Genomic DNA, 17,994 nt, shown 5'->3' with positions numbered 1-17,994 from the left:
CCCCCCGGAGGTCACGACAGTGCCGCGGCGGCGATGCGGGCGGCGGTCTCGCGGGGAGGATAGCCGAGGGTGAGGCCGCGTACCGCCAGCGGGACCTGGGCGAAGCGGGCCTCGGCGTTGTCGGTCAGGATGTAGTGCAGCGCGGGGGAGTGGCCGCGGTGCGCCTCCAGCGCCGCCACCTCCGGCTCGGCCAGCTCGGGCGGCAGCGCGTCCCGGTAGTCGGCGATCAGCGCGTCCAGGTCGAACAGCAGCGCGTACTGCTCCGTCGTGCCCGCCACCACCCGGATCAGCTCCCCGACCGGCTGCGCGTGGTACACCAGCCCGGTGCCGCCGCTCTTGGCGAACCAGCGCAGCGCGCCCTCGACCGGCAGCGTGAACGCCCCGTACGGCTTGCGCCCGTACAGCAGCGCCTCGGCGATCCACCGGTCGCACCACAGCTCGTCGCGGTACGGTACGGGAGCGGCCGGATCGAGGGTCAGCCCTTGGGACAGCACCGGGTTCCAGGCCGACACCAGGGGGCTGCTGAAACGGGGCATGCGCGGGCCGTGCCAGTGGCTGAGCGCGTAGCCGTACCAGATGGTCACGACCTCGACCTGCCGCTCGGGGAGGAAGCGCTCGTAGGTGCCGTTCATGACCTGGCCGCACTCGGGGTGCCGCCATGGGCCGGGGGCGATGCCTGGGTCTGTGGGGACCGGAGGTGTCCGGTAGTCGGGATGCAGGATCCACGCGTCCGCCACAGTCTCTGCCCTTTCGGATTGGCGTATGCATTACGTGTCAGACCACTAGAGTGGCCATCGTGCATCACCCGTCACTCTGTTGCAATAGACCAGGTGTAAACGCTGATTTTTGTCATAGATGCCCGTGACGTACGTATGCAGTTGAGCGTGGTGGCGGTCCGTCTCGCGGCCCTGCGGGCGGGGTGCGGGCTGTCGATGAAGGCCGCGGCGCAGGCGGCCGGGCTCAACACGTCCACGATCTTCCGCATCGAGCACGGGCTCGTGGCCCCGCGCGAGTCGACCGTACGGATCCTGCTGGAGCTGTACGGCGAGGGCGAGCACGCGCCGCGGCTGCTGTCGCTGCTGCGCGAGGAGCGCGTGCCCGGCTGGTGGGACGCCCCGGGGGTGCCGCTGGGGCTGTCGGAGTTCCTGGAGCTGGAGGACCAGGCGCAGGTGATCTACACGTACGGCCCGGGGCACGTGCCGCCGCTGCTGCAGACCCGCGCCTATGCCGAGTCCGCGGTACGCGCCGCGCTGCCGCCCGGCGCCATGCCCGCCCGGGTCGGCTGCGCCGCGGACCTGGTGGCGCGCCGGCAGCAGGTGCTCGACCGGCATCGGGGCCCGCACCTGTGGGCGGTGCTGGACCGGGCGGCGCTGCTCGACCCGCCGCTGGCCGGGCCGGGGGACCGGCTCGCCCAGCTCGACGCGCTCGCGCTGGCCGCCAAGCAGCCGCACGTCGCCGTGCAGATCACCCGGCCGGCCGCTGAGTCCGGGCACCTCTACCAGGGGCCGCCGTTCACGCTGCTGCGCTTCCCCGGCGGGGGCCGGGCCGACGTGCTGGTGCTGCACCTGCTGCACGCCCCGGTCATCGTGGAGGATCGGCGGCGGGTGGAGGAGCACCAGCAGGCGTTCGCGCGGCTGTCGCTGACGGCGTATCCGGTGGACGCGACGCCGGACGTGCTGGACGGGATCCGCGCGGCCGGGTGACGGGCCGGCGCGCCGCGCTGCGTGACGACCAGCCGGTCCTGCGCGGCCTGCCGGTCGGTCGGCGGTGCGTGGCGTGGCGGATGGTCAGTGGTGTGAGCGGTAGTCGCCGGCTTGCCGCACGTGGCCGATCATGATGCGCTCGGCGGTGTCGCCGTCGCCGGCCTCCAGTGCTGCCAGGATGCCCTCGTGCGCCTCGAGCTGGGCCTTGACCTGCGTCTCGTCCAGCCAGAGCGACGCCTCGGCGGGCACCGGGACGCTGTTGCGCACGGACCTGGCGTGCGCCCCCAGGAAGGCGGGCCCGCCGATGTCCACGATCCGCAGGTGGAACCCCATGCTCTGCTCGCCGAGCCGGTCGTTCCTGCCGTGCGCGGCGTCGTCGGCCATCGCCGCGTGCAGCTCGCGCAGCGCGGCCAGCTCCGGCTGGGTGATCCGGGCCGCCGCCAGGCGCGCGCCCAGCCCTTCGACGACCGCGCGCAGGCCGTAGTACTCCGCCAGCGCCTCCTCGCCCAGATCCACCACGGTCGCCCCGTGGTGCGCCTCGTAGCTGATCAGCCGGTCCTTCTCCAGCCTGCGCAGGGCCTCGCGCACCGGCGTGACCGACACCCCGAGCCGTTTGGCCACCTCCCCGGCCCGCAACGCCGTGCCGCCGGGGATCCGCGCGGAGCGGATGTCGTCCAGCAGCACGCTGTAGACGTACTCGGCCTTGCTCATGGGCGGCCGCGGCTCGATGCCTGACATGTCCCCAAGTGTCTCGCAGAACGGATGTGTATTGACCTATGACATATTTCTTATAAGTTACATACCCATGACGAGCCTCGCCGACCTGCGGGTCATCGACGCGGCGACGCTGTTCGCCGGCCCCTCCGCCGCGATGATGCTGGGCGACTTCGGCGCCGACGTGATCAAGATCGAGCATCCCCGGCGCGGCGACCCCTCCCGCGGCCACGGCGCCTCCGTGGACGGGGTGGGGTTGTGGTGGAAGACGCTGTCGCGCAACAAGCGCTCCGCGGCCGTCGACCTGTCGCGGTCCGAGGGCCAGGAGATCCTGCGCCGCCTGGCCGAGCGGTCCGACGTGCTGATCGAGAACTTCCGCCCCGGCACCCTGGAACGCTGGAACCTGGCCCCCGGAGACCTGCTGGCGCTGAATCCGCGGCTCATCGTGGCGCGGATGACCGGGTTCGGGCAGACCGGGCCGATGGCGAAGCAGCCGGGGTTCGGGACGCTGGCCGAGGCCATGAGCGGGTTCGCGGCCATGACCGGGCAGCCCGACGGGCCGCCCACACTCCCGCCGCTGGCGCTCGCCGACGGCATCGCGGGCCTGGCCATGTCGTACGCGATCATGGTGGCGCTGCACGCCCGCGAGCGTACGGGGCGTGGCCAGGTGATCGACATGGCGATCATCGAGCCGATCATGGGCCTGCTGGGGCCGCAGATGACCGCGTTCAAGGCCCTCGGGGTCGTGCCGCAACGGACGGGGAACCGCTCCAGCAGCAACGCGCCGCGCAACACGTACCGCACCCGTGACGGCCGGTGGCTGGCGATCTCCACCAGCGCCCAGCCCATCGCCGAGCGCGTCGTCACCCTCGTCGGGCGGCCCGACCTGGTCGAGCAGCCGTGGTTCGCCAGCGGGCACGGCCGGGTCCAGCACGTGGACGAGCTGGACGAGGCCGTCGCCTCCTGGATCGCCGAGCGGGACGCGGCGGAGGTCGTCGCCCGCTTCGAGGAGATCCAGGCCGCGGTCGCGCCCGTCTACGACGTGACCGACATCGCCGCGGACCCGCAGTACGCGGCGCTCGGCTCGTTCGTCGAGCTGCCCGACGAGGAGCTCGGCTCGGTCGCCATGCAGAACGTCTTCTTCCGCCTGTCCGACACGCCCGGCGAGATCCGCTGGCCGGGGCGGCCGCTCGGCAGGGACACCGACGAGGTGCTCGCCGAACTCGACTACGCCGGAGAACGGATCGCCGCGCTGCGCGAGGCCGGGGTGATCGCATGAACGCGCCTGTCACCTGGCTGTACGTCCCGGGCGACCGGCCCGAGCGGTTCGGCAAGGCCGTCGCGTCCGGGGCGGACGTGGTCATCATCGACCTGGAGGACGCGGTCGCGCCGGTACGCAAGGACGAGGCCCGCGCCAACGCCGTGGCCTATCTGCGCGCCCGCCAGGAGGCGGACGGTGGGTCCGGCGATCGCCCGGACGGTGGTGCGGTGCAGGTGCACGTCCGAGTGAACGACCTGTCGACCCCGCGCGGGCTGGACGACCTGACCGCCGTCGGTGAGCTCGCCGACGCCGTGCGGCTGCCCAAAGTCGGCTCGCCCGCCGTGCTCGACGTGGTCACCGGCGCGCCCGCCTACGCGGTGCTGGAGTCGGCGGCCGGGATCGTGAACGCGCAGGCCATCGCCGCCCACCCGCGCGTCGCCGGCGTCGCGCTCGGCGAGCAGGATCTGGCCGCCGAGCTGTCCATCACCGACGAGGCCGCCATGAACCACCTCAGGCTGCAGGTCGTTCTCGCCGCGGCCGCGGCGGGCCTGCCGCCGGTGCCCATGTCCGTCTACCCGGACATCAAGGACGAGGCCGGGCTCATCGCCTCCTGCCGGGCCGGCCGCGCGCTCGGGCTGTTCGGCAGGACCGCCCTCCACCCCCGCCAGATCCTCGCGATCCGCCGGGCCTTCCGCCCCACCGAAGAGGAGACGGCCAGGGCCGCCGAGATCGTCGAGGCGGCGGAACGCGCAGGACGGTCCGGGACCGGTGCGGTCGCCTTGCCCGACGGCCGTTTCGTGGACGCTCCGATCGTCGCCAGAGCCCGCCGCACCGTGGCCCTGGCCCGGCGGCTCGCCGGCGATGAGCCCCCGGAGGGCCGGACCGCGGCCCGCTGAACCACGACGGCGAGCACTAGGACGGGCTCCACCAGCGGGCCGACAGCTCCTCGTCCACGGGCGGCGGGCCGGGCAGGTCGCGGTGGGCCGGCGGCACCCGCAGCGAGTCCATCACCAGTGCCAGGTAGCGGTGGCGCAGCTGGAAGATGCGCCGCTCGTCGCCGAGCTTGATCGAGGCGATCTGCTCGAACAGCAGCGCGATGTCCGCCACCGTCACGTCCGGCCGCAGCACGCCCGCCTCGACAGCCCGGTGATGGATCTCGGTGGCCAGCATCCCGGCCCTGGCCGCGTCCCGTCCGAGCTCCTCCGTCGGCTGGAACGTGCCCGCCAGCTTGATCGTCAGCGAGTTGGTGTCGGCGTCCACGATGCCGTGCATGTAGCCGGCGAAGGCTTCCCACGGGTCGCCCTCGTCGGCCAGCGCCCGCTCCGTCACCTCGATGTAGAGCTTGAGCCCGTCGCCGCAGAGCTTCTGCAGGAGGGCTTCCTTGCTGGGGTATCGGCGGTAGAGTGCGCTGATCCCGACGCCCGCCCGCTCGGCCACGGCAGCGATCGGGGCGCCGGGATCGGCGGTGAAGACGGCCCGTGCCGCCTGGAGGATCAGCTCGTCGTTGCGTGCGGCCTGCGCCTTGCGGCCGCTCATGGGTGCGCTGGTCATACCCTCAGTATAGGAACGTAGGGTTCCGTTCTGCTAATCGAGCGTGGCGGCGACCTCTCGCCAGTCCACGAGCTTGAAGTGCGCAAGGAAGCAAGATCCTTTACCTTGTCCGTTTTGGTGGGTATTGAGACGCGAGCAGAGGGGAAAGCCTCAACCTGAGTGAGACAAGGTCCATCCCGACCGAGCAGGTATTTCACCTGTGGATCTCGCATGGATCTTGATTCGCCCAAAAAACTGCGTCTACGGCTTACCCTGGTCGGACCACGGGCCTCCTACCAGTGGGGGGTTAGAGGTCACCCGAGGTAGGAGGCCCGTTCCACCTCTAGGAGGTGGAGCGATCAAACATCGTCCACATCAGCCAGGCCAGCCAGCCGATGAAACGCACCACCGCTAGGGCGGTCCGTAGCCAGCTGGCCCGGCCGTGGCGATGGCGATCGCCGTCCGGGCAGGGCACCGTCACGGTGCACACCTCCCTTCTCCGCCGCCGCCCCGGGTGCCTCGAGGGCCGTCCGGCGGTACCGTCCGGACGATCGGCACAACGGCGGCAGGAAGCAGATGCTGACCTGTCCGAGGCTGACGGTAGGGCATCGCGAGACCACCCGTGGACGGCGATCGACAGCCAGGTTGTGTTTGCCTCATCGTCAGGTAGATGCCTGTTCCACTCGGGGTGGGACTTCACCTGCCTGCACGCTGCAAATGGGAGATATTTCCCCTGGTTCTTGCATCTGCATTTGCACCAGCGTGTGCGTTGCTGTGGGGGTCGCTCCGGTGCCGGCGTTGGTAGGCCGTCCCGGGCAAGGGGCGGCCTTCTGCGTTCGCGGGCCCGGGGTGCGTCAGGCCAAGACGGCATCACCGCCTTGCCCGACGCCGGCACCCTGGTCTCCAAGCCGATCTGACGACCCTGGACATTCCTGAACCGCTGCGCCAGCGAGTCCAAGCACGCTTCGACGAACACCAGCGAGCCCTCGCCGAGCACGAAACCACCAAGCCGCAGGCCACCACCGACCAGAAGACAGGGAGCAGCCATGAGGTCCGTTGACCGCCATGCCCGACACGAAGACGAGCAGCGGCGACTGCGCGAGGCCGCCCGACGACTCCTGAACGGCACCCCGCAGCGCAGCGACGGCAAACTCACCGTCGCCACGCTCGCGATCGAGGCTGGCCTGCCCCGTCATCGCCTCTATGAGCACCACGCCGAACTCGTCTTGGAGTTCAAGACCTCCGCCGGGCGCGGGCCGACCTCTCCCAACATTCAGGCCCTGCGACAGCGATTGGCCGACGCGCTCCAGCGCGTCCAGCAGCTCGAAGAGGAGAACACCACGCTCAACGGCCGGATCACCATGCTCTGCGCGATGATCACCGAGCTCACGCACGAGGCCCAGGGCCACAACATTTTTGATGCAGGCCCGGTACTCATAGCCGAGCAGCAGGTCCTGCCCGAACTGTGCCCAGGCGCCGCGCTGCTCCTGCCAGGCCGTCTCCGCCTCGTCGATCAGCAGGTTCAGGTCGGCGGGGCGGGGGATTGACGGGTAGATGACGAAGGTGGCGGCCCAGCCGAGCGCGACCATGTCGAGGTTGAAGGTGCGCCTGTCGGGGTGGTCACGCGGCGGCAGCGGGTCGGAGGGAGTGCCGGAGAACCACGGGGCGGTGTAGGCGAGCAGCCGCCCGTTCTTCTCCACCAGTTCTTAACCGAAATGATCTTTAAGCTTCCAGATGGCTTGGCGGCCGCCTTTCGCTCACAGAAAGTAGCGCAAAGAACCTTGGCGTTCGTCCCCGTGTCGGCGTGTCGGGAACCGTTTCTGTAGTCCGCAGCACCACGAGGGCGAAGGTTCGCCGAACGAGCCGTGGCCAGCGTAGTGGTCGCTGCTTGTGTCATCGCTCCGTAGCGGGGGTCGAGCGACCCGCCGGTGTGTCCACGGGCCGGTGTCACCGGATGCGGCCGCCTTCGGTGACCAGCCACTCGCCGGTTTCCCAATCGGATGGGCCGTCTTCGATGCGGTAGCACAGGTCGAATCGGATCTCCAGGTTCGGCCAGGGATGGTTGACCGTGACGACACGGAAGATCTCCTCAAGGCCTGAGAACGTGGTCCCTTCGGGTTCGGGGAATAGCTGCTCCAGCTCTGCGCGGGTCAGGTCGGTCCAGAGCGCGAACTGCCATTCCGTCTGCGTTAGTCCTTGGTCGTAGACCAGCTCGAACCGGGGCTCGCGGCCGGCGACGAAGTCGTGGATGTCGCCGAGAAGCTCATCTGATGTCGAGGGAAGGACGAAAGGCCACGTTTCACCGGTGGGAAAGCGGTACATGGTGGAGGCCGAGGCGAGTGCGTTGACAAGGTTCTGCCATTGCTCGGGCGAGGTGTGGCTGGCGGGCAGGTTCACACCCGTGTGATCGACCCGCTGGACATGCCCGGTGAGACGGCGGGTCAGGTCCCCCATTTCGACCGTGGCCGGCGGCGTCTGTGCATCGGGCGTTTCGCCGCCCCAGACGCCGATGGATTGGCCCGTGTCGAAGACGACCTGCGGCGCGGGCACGTTGGCCAACTTGAACGCCGTCACCGGACGTGCGCCGGCGGGCTGTGGCGGGGTGAGGATCAGATGGTCAGCCGCCCCGCCGGGTGTGGCGTATACGACCTCGGCGAGCAGCGAGCGTAGTTCGCCGAGGAAGGTGCGCGACTCCGGAGTCGTGGGCAGATAGAAGGTGATTTCGGAGAGGCGATCCATGCGCTTGACCTTAACCTAATTCAGGTCAATTTCGGCCGGTATATGCGGTCGTTTCCGGTGTAGCCAGATATGCAGGTTTGGGCGTACTCGGTTGAGCACACGAACCTGGAGGTGACCCCCTACTGGGGATGACAACGGCGCCTGCGGGGTCAGGGCTCGGGAGCGGTGCGGCCAGCGGAGGAACGGAAGTCCGGCATGCCGAGATGGACGGTGGTGTGCGTGGCCGCCATACGTTGCATGGCCTCGAGTTTCTGGTCGGCTGCGGCGATGCTGACCTCGATCGCGGCGACTTCGCCGAGCCGGCCTTGGTTCTTGGCCTCTTGGAGGCGAGCGAGGAGGTGGTCGCGGATTTCCTGCAGCCGGGGCATTTGGGCGGGATCCGGCCGGAGTTGGGGACATCTGGTGCAGGCGTGTTCATGAACGCATGGGGATCAGAAGTCGCGGGTGCAGACTCCGAGGGCGACTTTGCGTAGTTCGAAGTTTCTCTGCACCACGCCAAGGGTGAACAGCGTTCGACGTTGGGGGCGCGTGTGGGGGATTGGCGCTCCCGATCACGCGGATGGGGAGAGCTGTCCGCGCACCCATTCGGGATCGGGGTTGACATGCGGCTGGCCCGCCACCACGACGGTTGGCACGGTCTCATCACCGTTGTTGGCTGCCCTCACCGCCACCGCGCCGGCCGGGTCACGCCAGATATCGACCCAATGCAGCTGACGGGCGCTGCGGCCCAACCGGATCCGCAGTCGCAGGCAGTACTTGCAGCCCGGCCGCCAGTAGACGATCGGTCGGCCGTCGACCGCGCTGCGGCGTTGTGCCTCCACTGCACCGATCGACCTCGGGAACACCAGCGGCGAGTTCAGTCCTGCGAGCAGGACAAACACCAGCAGCAGTGCAGCGGCTGTGCCGGGAATACCCCTGACGACCAGCGCAGTCGCAAGGAGTGAGCCGCAGACCACAAGCAGCATCGGCAAGATCCAAGCGCGCGTCATGATGACGCAGTCTATCGGTGGCGCAAATTCGGCGGATCGACGGCCCGGGCGTGCGACCCCGGCGGGCAGTATCGGCGTATCAAACGCACCTGAGCCTCAGGTGTGCTCCACCTCAGGCATGCCAAGATTCAGGTCGGTGGCGTGTCACGGGCATGCGGACGGCATGCCTGGCATTCCGAGCTCGGTCGGGGTGAGGTTGGCGAGCCGGCGGGTCTGGTCTCGCTTCTGTCGGAGGAAGGTGAGGGTGAGGTCGATGCCTTCGATTTCGCCGAGTCACCGCGATGAGGACGCGTGCAGCGCTGTGAGGATGGCCTGCTCCACGCTGTGATGCACGGTCAGGACGGGCCTGGCCCCGGTGGTGTTCAGCAGGCGGGTGGGCGACTCCTGCAGGGCGGCCAGGTGCAGGTCGCCGCCGTGCTGGCGGGTCAGGGCCCGGACGTTGAGCAGGACGCGCAGGCCGGAGTGGCCCACGAGCGGTACCTCGCTCAGGTCGAGCACCAGGTGGTCGCCCGGCCGGTAGCGGGCGCGGCTGATGAAGGTGTCCAGTTGGTCGGCGTTGGCGGTGTCCAGGTCTCCGGCCACCGAGATCACGGTGACGCGCGGGCATGTGCTGACAGGCGAACGTGAGCGGGGTCATCGCGGCTCCCCGGCAGCGGGCGGACCTTCCGGCGGGACGGGAACGGGTGAGGGTGGCCATGGCTCAGCCCTGCGCCCGGGCCACAGCTACCGCCCGGCTGATCACAGCCCGCCCGCGTTCAGTGTCGTCCCAGGTCCCACACACGCACGAGCTCATCGGTGCCGCCGGTGATCACTACTAGCCGGTCGCCCAGGAAGCCCGCCGCCAGCGCGGTGATCTCGTGGACATCACGCGTTGGGGGCTGGGCCGGTAGAAGCCGGTCCTTCGCCACATCCCATACCTGCAGGGCATTCCGGTCACCGATCGTGACGCCGATGGCCTTGCCGGTCGCCGGGCTCACCGTCATGGCCACCTGTTGAGCGGAATCGACCGCGGTCACGTCACCGGAGTGACGGCCGGTGATCGCGTTCCACGCTCCGATGTTGCCGTACTGGCGCGCCACGACGGTGATACGCCCGGCTCGCCGGCCTACGACGACCTCGCTCATGCCGGACACGCCGGCTAGCGGCGCGCCCAGCGGCCGGCCAGTGGTGAGATCCCAGAGCCGGGGTGCGTTGTCGCCGCGGCGGATGACGGCGAGCAGGTGATCGTCCCACAAGCTCCTCGCCATCTCCATGGACTCGTCGGCGCCGCCTCCCTCGCCGCTGCTGGACATCTCTCCGCGTATGTCGTCCCAGGTCCGCACCGCGCCGCCCTGCTGCACGGCCGCCGCCACGGTGTGATCCACCACGATGGCCGTGCCCGCGTGCCGCCAGTCACCGAGATTCCGCATGTGCGTGGCCACGTTCTCGCTCCAGCCCCGCAAGGGCCTGCCCGTGCCGAGATCCCATACCCGCGTCCGTCCGTCCTCCGCGTACATGACCACGACGTCCAGGTCGCCGAGCCGCGTGACCCCGACCGGCTCCGTCGCCCAATCCTCGCCGGAGGGAGCGGCAAAGGGCGTGCCGAACAGCCGGCCCGTCGCCACGTCCCACGCTCGGACCAGGTCAGTGGTGTCCTGGCTCACGGCGATGGTCCTGTCCCCTAGCCGCCCCACCACCACCGCTCGCACTGCGGCGGCATGCCCGACGTGCACCGTGCGCGACGCGTCGCGCGCAAGCGTCCCGATGGTGGTGAGGCAGGTGACGATCAGCAGGACGACGGCCCCCAGCGCGATCAGCGGGCGCGCGCGCACCCGGCCGGCCGCCCCCCGCTGCTCGCCGAGCGTGTCCAGTGCTTGGGCGGCCAGTCGTTCCTGCAGGCTGATGTGCCGGAACTGGTAACTTCCACCGGACACCCGCTGCAACCGGGAGTTGAAAGAGGCCTCCCAACGGATGCAGTCGGTCGTCGACCGGCGAGAGCATCAACGGCGCCAGGGCCGGGGACGCTGAGCGTTCTTTCGGCAACTTCGCGACAGCACCTGATGGGTGGCGTTCCTCCGAAGCCCCGCATGTCCAGGACCACGTCCCTGATCCACGGCTCAGGACATCTGCACAGTGACCAGGCCGCCGACCAGCTGGCCGTCGCGCGCCACCGCATTCACGCGACCCAGCGCGTCGTCCATGCTCGCCGGGGCCTGGTGCAGGGGACCCTGTCATCGGATGTCTTGGCTTTTGGATTCGGCGGGAAGCCGACGTCCGGTGCCCTGCCCGGCACGGGCTCCAGACGATGCGTGTCGCTCGGCCGGCGCTGCTGACGCCTCCGGGGCCGTCACCGCTTCAGACCGAGGAGCAGGGTCCACGCGGGGAACAGTGTCCAGAGGACGACGCCAGGGATCCCGCCGGCGGCCCAGGCCCAGGGCACGTCGAGCACGCCGGTGACGAGGGCGCCCACGCCGTACGCGACGACGGCGATCGGCAGGATGATCAGGTTGGTGCGGCCGAGGCGGGTCACCGTCGCGGGCAGGGTGCGGGTGCGGGTCCCCGCGGTGCTGATCGCGCCCGCCCAGCACATGGCGACGACCACGCTCACGCTCACGGGGACGATCTGCGTCGCGAACGGCAGCGTCCCCGTGACGAGCAGGACCTGCAGGATGATGACAGCCACGGCGGCGGCCAGGCCGATCCAGGTCCATGCGCGGGCGCGGACGTCGCCCGCCATGAGGCGGCCCAAAGCGAGGATCACCGGTAGGAGGGCGGCGAACTGGACCACAATGAGTACGTCGTTGGCCCAGCCGAACCAGCCGTCGTCGGGGGCGTCGGTCCAGGGTTGCGCGGTGACGAGGAACAGGATCAGAAAGGCGTTCGCGATCAGGCCGATGACGCCGCTGGCGGCTGCCGACCACCGCACGGGTGCGGGCAGGGGGAGCAGGATTGCCGTGTTCATGGGGGTGTCCTTCACTCTGGGGAGTTATCGGCAGGGCCGCCGATGAGGAACGGGGTCGTGACGTTCTCGTACATGAGGTGGACGAGGAGCCCCTCTTGGGCGTGAGGCAGGTTGTGGCAATGGTCGGCCCAGATGCCGGGGTTGTCGGCGAGGAACGCGATGTCGTACGACTCGCCGTCCTCCACGTTCAGTGAGTCGATCCACCAAGGGCTGCCGGTGGCGGCCACGCCGTTGCGGCTCAGGACCAGCGCGTGGTGGCCGTGCAGGTGCATCGGGTGGACCTCGCCGCTGTCGTTGACGATCGTCATGCGGACGACGTCGCCCTCGGCGACCATGAACATCGGCACGTCGGGATAGAGGTGGCCGTTGATGGTCCAGTAGAAGCCGGGGAGGCCGTCGACGAAGCCCGGCCGGCGTCCCATCTCGTAGCGAAAGGTGCGGTCCGGGCGAGCCGCGTCAAAGGGGATGGAGGCGGGGCTGCCGTAGGCCAGGAGGTCCAGCGTCGCGGCCGGCCGGGTGCTCGCCGGTGCGGGAGAGGTCCGGTGCGAAGAGCCGGTCAGCACGACCGACAGCGGGCCGCCGATCTGCACGCGGACGGGGCTGCCGTCGGCGGGCATGGTCACCTCGACGTCCGCTCGGCCACCGGACGTCACGAGGATCGCGGCCCGCCCGACGGGTCCTGGTGCGTGGAGGTCGGTGCCATCGACGGCGACCAGGCGAGGGGTGGCGCCGGTGACCCACGTCGAGGTGGGCCCGTTGTCGGTGTTGATCACGCGTACCCGTGCCCTGGCACCTGGCTGTGCCGGGACGACGAGGTCGGACTCGGATCCGTTGATCGTGCGGATCCCGTTGTAGAGATGCGTCAAGGCGATGACGTCCACGGCGGGGCTGCGCTCATGGGCGGGACGGATGACCAGGGCGCCGAGGAGGCCGCCGGCGACCTGCTCGTGGGAGAGCTGGTGGGAGTGGTACCAGAACGTGCCGGCCTGGCGGGCGACGAACCGGTAGACGAAGTCCCGGCCGATCCCGACCGCGTCCTGGGTGACCCCGGCGACGCCGTCCTCGCCGCCCGGGACGTCGACACCGTGCCAGTGCAGCGTGACGCCGCCGGACACCGACTCGTTGACCAGCCGCACCTGGACGAGCTGGCCCGCCGTGGCCACGATCTCCGGTCCGGGGGAGCGGCCGTTGAGCGTGTACCCGTCGACCTCACGGCCCGACGCCAGCCGGAAACGTTGCTGGCGCGCCGTCAGCGTCACGTCGACGTCCGGCGCCCGCCGCCGGTCGGTGATCAGGGAGGTGATGTCCCGTGCGCCGCCCGCGTGGTGGCCGTGCCCTGGGCGGCCGTGGTCGGCTTGCCCCATGTCCGTGATGGAGTACGCCGGCGGCAGCAGGCTGGCCTGCCACATCCAGGCGAGCGGGCCGACGACTGCCAGCGCCGCGGCGAAGGCCGCGGCGAGCCGCAGGCGGCGGGGGAGCTCCATGACCCGCTCTCAGACCGAGGTCGTGGCGGCCGTGTCGGCGGCGGTCACGGGGCGCACCCGGCGGGCGGCGTGCAGCGCGGCGGTGAACAGCAGCATCGCGTTGAGCCCGTGCAGCGCGCCCAGCCAGGGCACGTGGGCATAGCCCAGCGTGGCCTGCACCGCGACGAGGCCCAGCACCAGCGCGGCGAACTTCACCCCGCCGGGAATCCGGGCGAAGAACGAGAAGATCAACAGCAGCAGGGCGAGGACCGGGATCACCAGGCCGCCGTTGATCCCGTGCACGATGATGCCGATGATCTCGGGGAACGGGAGCTCCTCGCTCTCCATGACGGACCTGTCGAACACGTTGCCCTCGTTGATCCACTTGCCGAGCCCCGTGAAGGTCAGAACGATCGCCATGGCCTGGATCGCGACCTCGGCCGCGATGACGTACGCCGTTATCTTGTAGACGGTTCTCATGATGCCTGTCCCTTCAACGCACATGATCGGATCGTTTCGGCGAGCAGAACGGCGCCGAGCGGGCCGGCGCCGAGGAGGTAGGGAGCGCTCGGGTCGGCGGTGAGCGTGCCGAGCATCGCGGCCACCGCGATGATCACACCGGCCGCCGGCGGGATCAGCCCAGCCCGGCCGGCCGCGTACGCCAGCCCCGCGACGCCGGCGGCAGCACCGCAGACCAGGGCGAGCAGCAGGACCGGATGCGCCGCGAGCCACCGGTCGCCGGCCGCCCTGAGCGTCGCCTCCACCGTCCCGGCCGACGCGACGACGCCCAGCAGCGCCATGGCGACGGCGGTCGGCGCGCGGCGGGCATGACCGGCGATGTCGCGGTACACCAACGCGGCCGCCGCGACGGCGAGCCATGCCCCGGCGCTCCAGACGAGATCGCGGGATGCCGAGCCCGTCAGGGACCCAGCGAGGCAGATCGGCGCCGAGACCATCAGGCCGAGTCCGCTGACCATCTGCGTCCACATGGCGGCCAGGATGGGCGGGCCCGTGTCCCGGAGTCACGGGACGTCTGTCCCGGCCGGTCCGGGAATCTCGGCGGCGCTACCCGGATTCGTGCGGGCCGCCGAGACCCGCCTCGCGGGCCCGGACGATCGCGGCCGACCGGTCGGCCACGTGGAGCTTGGCCAGGATGTTCGAGACGTGGTTGCGCACGGTCTTGGCGCTCACACCGAGCCGGTGAGCGATAGCCGCGTTGCCCAGCCCCCGGGCGACGAGCTCCAGCACCTCGTGCTCGCGCTCGGTGAGCTGGGGAAACGGGGACGCCGTCGCGACGCGGGCGAAATGGGCGAGCATCTGCGCGGCCACGCCGGCGCCGAACACCGCCTCGCCACGGGCGACGGCTCGCACCGCGGCCACGATCTCCTCCCCGCCCGTGCCCTTGAGCGCGTACCCGCGGGCGCCCGCGCGCAGGGCCGCCAGGACGTTCTCGTCGTCGTCGTACATCGTCAGGATCAGGGACCGGGTGGGCAGCCCCGCGGCGCCCATGCGGGCGATGACCGTGAGCCCGTCGCCTCCGGGCATGTTGACGTCGAGCACGGCGACGTCGGGCCGGTGCTCGACGGCGAGGCGCAGAGCGTCGGCGCCGGTGGCGGCGACTCCCACCACCGTCATCCCGGGCTCGGCGTCCAGCACGGCCCGCAGCCCGGAGACGAACATGGGATGGTCATCAGCGAGGATCAGCCGGATCATCGGGTCCCTCCCAGACTCGTCGGCAGAAAGGCGCGCACATGGGTGCCGTCGCCGCGCGCCGAGCGTACCGTCCAGGTCCCGCCCACCTCGGCGGCGCGCTCCCGCATCGAGTGGAACCCGATGCCGGCCGGCCGATCGGGGTCGAGTCCACGGCCGTCGTCGCGGACCGTCACCTCGACGCCGCCGTCCACCGGCGCGATCGTGGCGGTGCAGCGGGCGGCGCCGCTGTGGCGGACCGCGTTCGTGATCGCCTCGACGGCGATCCGGTACGCCGCCGTCTCGACAGCGGCCGGCAGCGCCGGCATCTCCTCGGGACCGGTGACCTCGATGGACATGCCGCCCGCCAGTGCGGTCGCACGGATCCGGATCGCGCCGACCACACCCAGCTCGTCGAGGGCCGGCGGGCGCAGCGCCTCGACCAGGCGCCGCACGTCGGTCAGCGACGCGGACGCCTCCGCCGAGATCTCGTCGAGCAGGGGACGCGCCCGCGACGCCGCCGGCACGGCGCGGGCCGCGAGCCCGGCCTTGAGCCCGATGGCGGCCAGGGTTGGGCCCAGTCCGTCGTGGAGGTCGCGGCGCAGCCGGCGGCGCTCGTCCTCCCGCGAGGCCACCACCTCGGCACGCGACCGGACCAGGTCGCCGTGCAGCCGCACCGCCTGCACGGCGGTGCCCACCTGCTGCGCCAGCGAGGCGATCAGGCGCAGGTCGATCGGATCGAGGGGTTCGTCGCTGTCACGCGCCGAGACCCGCAGCCGGCCGATGAGCGTCCCGTGGTAGTGCAGGGGCTCGGCGTGCACCACGCCGACGGCGACGCCGTGCTGGGCGGCCTCGTGGCACATGCCCGCGCCGTCCGCGAGGTCGATCGCCACGTACGGCACCCGCAGCGACCGCGCCACGGTCTCGACGATCGCGGGCAGCACGTCGGCGGGCAGCAGCACCGCCTGCAGCCGGGTGCCGAGCCGGGCGAGCGCGCCCGCTGGGTCGTGGCGGTCGCCGTACATCACCCGGTTGACCGTGCCCTGCGCGAGGTTGCGCAGCGGCGCCAGCGCGAGCGCCGCCCCCGCCGCGGTGAGCGCGGCGGCCATCGTTTGCGACAGCCTCAGCCCGCCGACCAGCAGCGCCACGACGGCCGCGTAGCCCGCGACCAGGATCGCGACCACGCCGGCGTACACCAGCGACCGGTTCGCCAGCCGCTCGATGTCGAACAGCCGGTGGCGCCGCAACGCCACCCCGATGCCGGCCACGAACGGCAGCCCTGTCAGGCCGAGCGCGCCCCACGGGAGCGGGCGGGCGCCCGCGACGAGCTCCGGGAGATGCCAGCCCGCGAGCCCGAGCACGGTCGTGACGGCGGCGCCGCCGAGCAGCCAGCGCATCCTGCCGCGCATCACCGCATCCCGGTTGCCGCGGTAGCTGACGAAACCCCAGATCGTGGACGTGGCCAGGGCCAACGCCACGACCGCGGTCTGGCCGGTGTGGAGCAGCCCGAGCCAGCCGAGAGGGTGGGGTGCGAGCAGCGCGGCGCCCCCGCTCCACAGGGCCATCGCGGCCGGCGGCGCGGCGTACACGACGGCGATCGCCCTGCGGCTCCGGGCCGACTCCGGGCGGCGGGAGGTGAACGCGATCGTGAAGGCGAGCAGCGCTCCCCAGGAGATCGAGTACGCCCCGATCGCGTTGAGGTGGAACAGCCACAGCTGGGGCCCGCCGGTGGCCAGGACGAGGGCCGGGAGCCCGGCGGCGACGGTGAACGTGCTGCCCAGCAGGCCCGCCGAGAGGACCAGCAACGGGGCCGTGGCGGGCTCGTCGGGCCGTCGCAGGTACAGCGCGGTGGCAAGCCCGGCGAGCGCCACGACGAAGACGAGGTTGCCCCAGCCTTCCCGGACGAGCGGGTACGGGTCCGGGCGTGCCATCCGGACGGCCACGACGGCCGGCCGCTCGCGTACCACGTCGTACGGGACGGTCGTCCCCGGCGGCGGACGGTCCACGGCGCCCGGGCCATCGGCGAGAGGGCGCCCGGCGACGCCGGTGACCAGATCGCCGGTCCGCAGCCCAGAGCCGCCGGCCGGGGCCGGGACGTCCACCACCACGCCGTCGGGCCGCCAGCCCAACCGCACCAGGGTGCCGTCCGAGGGCGCGTCCAGGCGGGCGGCGATCGCCACGGCGCCCAGCGCGACGAGTACGATCGCGACCGCCGCCGGAGCCCTGTGCCATCGCCGCTTGGATATCGTCCTTGACCACCAGGCGGACATGGACTCATCCTCACCGACGTTTCCGCAGGACACCATCACTCTGGCGCCTACGGTTCTTGACCCGAAGGCGGAGGGCACCGCCGACGCTTTCCTGGTCACCCCGCGCACGGCCAACCCCAGCACCCACCGCGCCTACGCCTCCGCCATCGACCGCACCATCGAGCGGCTCGGCCGCGACCGGTCGCTCGATGAGGTCGCCGACGCCGAGATCGGCCACGCGCTCACCGCCCTGTGGGGAACCAGCGCACCGGCCACCTGGAACCGCAATCGCGCCGCCGTCACCTCCTGGCTGTCCTGGTGCCAGACCAAGAAGCACTGGGCCGCCCCATCGGTCCCGGCCGACGCCGAACGCCGCAAGGAGAGCGCCGACGAGACCCGCGCGGTCGCCAAGACCGCCATCCACCGGCTGCTGTCACGCCGTGACATCCCACTGCGGGAGCGGGCGCTGTGGCGGATGCTCTACGAAACGGCGGCCCGGGCCGCGGAGATCCTGGCGCTGAACGTCGAGGACCTCGACCTAGAGCACCGGCGCGCGCCCGTCCGGTCCAAGGGCGGCGCCGTCGAGCGGGTGTACTGGGAGACGGGCACCACCCACCTGCTGCCCCGCCTGCTCCGGCTCCCGGACGGCACCTCGCGCACCCGCGGCCCGCTGTTCCTGTCCGAACGCCGCCCCGTCCCGGCCCGCCGCCCGGCCG

The 17,994-nt window shown here is 71.2% G+C and carries 19 protein-coding genes; 4 read left to right on the top strand and 15 right to left on the bottom strand.

Translation table 11 applies throughout. The features are described 5' to 3' along the window. Positions 1 to 11: 11 nt before the first annotated feature. Entirely contained in the window at positions 12 to 737 is a 726-nt protein-coding gene (locus tag EJK15_RS26270; RefSeq protein WP_138713135.1) for a hypothetical protein, read from the bottom strand. A gap of 147 nt (positions 738 to 884) precedes the next feature. Between EJK15_RS26270 and EJK15_RS26265 the strand changes: the two genes are divergently transcribed. Further along, entirely contained in the window at positions 885 to 1,703 is an 819-nt protein-coding gene (locus EJK15_RS26265) for a Scr1 family TA system antitoxin-like transcriptional regulator (RefSeq protein WP_171074542.1), read from the top strand. An 84-nt stretch (positions 1,704 to 1,787) separates the two neighbouring features. On the opposite strand, the gene EJK15_RS26260 is transcribed toward EJK15_RS26265, so the two are convergent. Continuing rightward, on the bottom strand, positions 1,788 to 2,441 hold the full coding sequence (locus EJK15_RS26260; RefSeq protein ID WP_240777215.1) for a GntR family transcriptional regulator: 654 nt from the start codon (positions 2,439 to 2,441) through the stop codon (positions 1,788 to 1,790). A gap of 67 nt (positions 2,442 to 2,508) precedes the next feature. On the opposite strand from EJK15_RS26260, the gene EJK15_RS26255 reads away from it, so the two are divergent. Together EJK15_RS26255 and EJK15_RS26250 are read left to right on the top strand one after the other, a co-directional pair. Beyond that, a complete protein-coding gene (locus EJK15_RS26255) occupies positions 2,509 to 3,696 on the top strand; it encodes a CaiB/BaiF CoA transferase family protein (protein ID WP_138713133.1) in 1,188 nt (395 codons plus the stop codon). Then, positions 3,693 to 4,574 (top strand): HpcH/HpaI aldolase/citrate lyase family protein, encoded by an 882-nt coding sequence (locus EJK15_RS26250; protein WP_138713132.1) that lies wholly within the window; start codon positions 3,693 to 3,695, stop codon positions 4,572 to 4,574. The genes EJK15_RS26255 and EJK15_RS26250 overlap by 4 nt, the downstream gene beginning before the upstream one ends. Before the next feature lie 16 nt (positions 4,575 to 4,590). Here EJK15_RS26250 and EJK15_RS26245 read toward each other — a convergent pair whose 3' ends face one another. The 13 genes from EJK15_RS26245 to EJK15_RS26180 form a co-directional block, all read right to left on the bottom strand. Beyond that, the gene (locus EJK15_RS26245; protein ID WP_240777214.1) at positions 4,591 to 5,229 is read right to left on the bottom strand and encodes a TetR/AcrR family transcriptional regulator; all 639 of its coding nucleotides are present in this window, start codon (positions 5,227 to 5,229) and stop codon (positions 4,591 to 4,593) included. A gap of 833 nt (positions 5,230 to 6,062) precedes the next feature. Further along, on the bottom strand, positions 6,063 to 6,908 hold the full coding sequence (locus tag EJK15_RS72975) for a hypothetical protein (protein ID WP_206061118.1): 846 nt from the start codon (positions 6,906 to 6,908) through the stop codon (positions 6,063 to 6,065). Between the two features lie 247 nt (positions 6,909 to 7,155). Beyond that, a complete protein-coding gene (locus tag EJK15_RS26235) occupies positions 7,156 to 7,947 on the bottom strand; it encodes a hypothetical protein (RefSeq protein ID WP_138713131.1) in 792 nt (263 codons plus the stop codon). 149 nt (positions 7,948 to 8,096) lie between these two features. Beyond that, on the bottom strand, positions 8,097 to 8,315 hold the full coding sequence (locus EJK15_RS26230) for a recombinase (RefSeq protein WP_206061117.1): 219 nt from the start codon (positions 8,313 to 8,315) through the stop codon (positions 8,097 to 8,099). A gap of 183 nt (positions 8,316 to 8,498) precedes the next feature. Continuing rightward, complete coding sequence (locus EJK15_RS26225; RefSeq protein ID WP_138713130.1) at positions 8,499 to 8,936, bottom strand: glutaredoxin domain-containing protein; 438 nt, start codon at positions 8,934 to 8,936, stop codon at positions 8,499 to 8,501. Between the two features lie 273 nt (positions 8,937 to 9,209). Next, positions 9,210 to 9,527, bottom strand: a complete 318-nt coding sequence (locus tag EJK15_RS26215; protein ID WP_138713129.1) for an STAS domain-containing protein — start codon at positions 9,525 to 9,527, stop codon at positions 9,210 to 9,212. 164 nt (positions 9,528 to 9,691) lie between these two features. Then, positions 9,692 to 10,849: a WD40 repeat domain-containing protein gene (locus tag EJK15_RS26210; RefSeq protein ID WP_138713128.1), complete on the bottom strand. Its 1,158-nt coding sequence runs from the start codon at positions 10,847 to 10,849 to the stop codon at positions 9,692 to 9,694. Positions 10,850 to 11,262: 413 nt separating this feature from the next. Next, the gene (locus tag EJK15_RS26205; RefSeq protein ID WP_138713127.1) at positions 11,263 to 11,877 is read right to left on the bottom strand and encodes a hypothetical protein; all 615 of its coding nucleotides are present in this window, start codon (positions 11,875 to 11,877) and stop codon (positions 11,263 to 11,265) included. Positions 11,878 to 11,888: 11 nt separating this feature from the next. Further along, positions 11,889 to 13,361 (bottom strand): multicopper oxidase family protein, encoded by a 1,473-nt coding sequence (locus EJK15_RS26200; protein ID WP_138713126.1) that lies wholly within the window; start codon positions 13,359 to 13,361, stop codon positions 11,889 to 11,891. Between the two features lie 9 nt (positions 13,362 to 13,370). Beyond that, positions 13,371 to 13,820, bottom strand: a complete 450-nt coding sequence (locus tag EJK15_RS26195) for a COX15/CtaA family protein (protein WP_138713125.1) — start codon at positions 13,818 to 13,820, stop codon at positions 13,371 to 13,373. Continuing rightward, entirely contained in the window at positions 13,817 to 14,329 is a 513-nt protein-coding gene (locus EJK15_RS26190; RefSeq protein WP_138713124.1) for a hypothetical protein, read from the bottom strand. Before EJK15_RS26190 ends, EJK15_RS26195 begins: the two co-directional genes overlap by 4 nt. Before the next feature lie 76 nt (positions 14,330 to 14,405). Then, positions 14,406 to 15,053 (bottom strand): response regulator, encoded by a 648-nt coding sequence (locus tag EJK15_RS26185; RefSeq protein WP_138713123.1) that lies wholly within the window; start codon positions 15,051 to 15,053, stop codon positions 14,406 to 14,408. Then, positions 15,050 to 17,299: a histidine kinase gene (locus tag EJK15_RS26180; protein WP_138713122.1), complete on the bottom strand. Its 2,250-nt coding sequence runs from the start codon at positions 17,297 to 17,299 to the stop codon at positions 15,050 to 15,052. The genes EJK15_RS26185 and EJK15_RS26180 overlap by 4 nt, the downstream gene beginning before the upstream one ends. Between EJK15_RS26180 and EJK15_RS26175 the strand changes: the two genes are divergently transcribed. After that, positions 17,298 to 17,994, top strand: a 697-nt coding sequence (locus EJK15_RS26175) for a site-specific integrase (protein ID WP_171074541.1), incomplete at its 3' end; no start/stop codon positions are given. The genes EJK15_RS26180 and EJK15_RS26175 overlap by 2 nt on opposite strands.

Source organism: Nonomuraea basaltis (assembly GCF_005893125.1).
GTDB classification, from domain to species: Bacteria; Actinomycetota; Actinomycetes; order Streptosporangiales; family Streptosporangiaceae; genus Nonomuraea; species Nonomuraea basaltis.
The sequence above is the reverse complement of the archived record's forward strand: the minus strand, read 5'-3'. Positions and strand labels throughout refer to the sequence as shown.

Bases quoted from the DNA above. Each gene is read 5' to 3' on its own strand.
- EJK15_RS26185 (WP_138713123.1), bottom strand. From the start codon at position 15,053: ATGATCCGGCTGATCCTCGCTGATGACCATCCCATGTTCGTCTCCGGG.
- EJK15_RS26190 (WP_138713124.1), bottom strand. From the start codon at position 14,329: ATGTGGACGCAGATGGTCAGCGGACTCGGCCTGATGGTCTCGGCGCCG.
- EJK15_RS26195 (WP_138713125.1), bottom strand. From the start codon at position 13,820: ATGAGAACCGTCTACAAGATAACGGCGTACGTCATCGCGGCCGAGGTC.
- EJK15_RS26245 (WP_240777214.1), bottom strand. From the start codon at position 5,229: ATGACCAGCGCACCCATGAGCGGCCGCAAGGCGCAGGCCGCACGCAAC.
- EJK15_RS26200 (WP_138713126.1), bottom strand. From the start codon at position 13,361: ATGGAGCTCCCCCGCCGCCTGCGGCTCGCCGCGGCCTTCGCCGCGGCG.
- EJK15_RS26255 (WP_138713133.1), top strand. From the start codon at position 2,509: ATGACGAGCCTCGCCGACCTGCGGGTCATCGACGCGGCGACGCTGTTC.
- EJK15_RS26260 (WP_240777215.1), bottom strand. From the start codon at position 2,441: ATGTCAGGCATCGAGCCGCGGCCGCCCATGAGCAAGGCCGAGTACGTC.
- EJK15_RS26225 (WP_138713130.1), bottom strand. From the start codon at position 8,936: ATGACGCGCGCTTGGATCTTGCCGATGCTGCTTGTGGTCTGCGGCTCA.
- EJK15_RS26235 (WP_138713131.1), bottom strand. From the start codon at position 7,947: ATGGATCGCCTCTCCGAAATCACCTTCTATCTGCCCACGACTCCGGAG.
- EJK15_RS26180 (WP_138713122.1), bottom strand. From the start codon at position 17,299: ATGTCCGCCTGGTGGTCAAGGACGATATCCAAGCGGCGATGGCACAGG.
- EJK15_RS26230 (WP_206061117.1), bottom strand. From the start codon at position 8,315: ATGCCCCGGCTGCAGGAAATCCGCGACCACCTCCTCGCTCGCCTCCAA.
- EJK15_RS26250 (WP_138713132.1), top strand. From the start codon at position 3,693: ATGAACGCGCCTGTCACCTGGCTGTACGTCCCGGGCGACCGGCCCGAG.
- EJK15_RS26205 (WP_138713127.1), bottom strand. From the start codon at position 11,877: ATGAACACGGCAATCCTGCTCCCCCTGCCCGCACCCGTGCGGTGGTCG.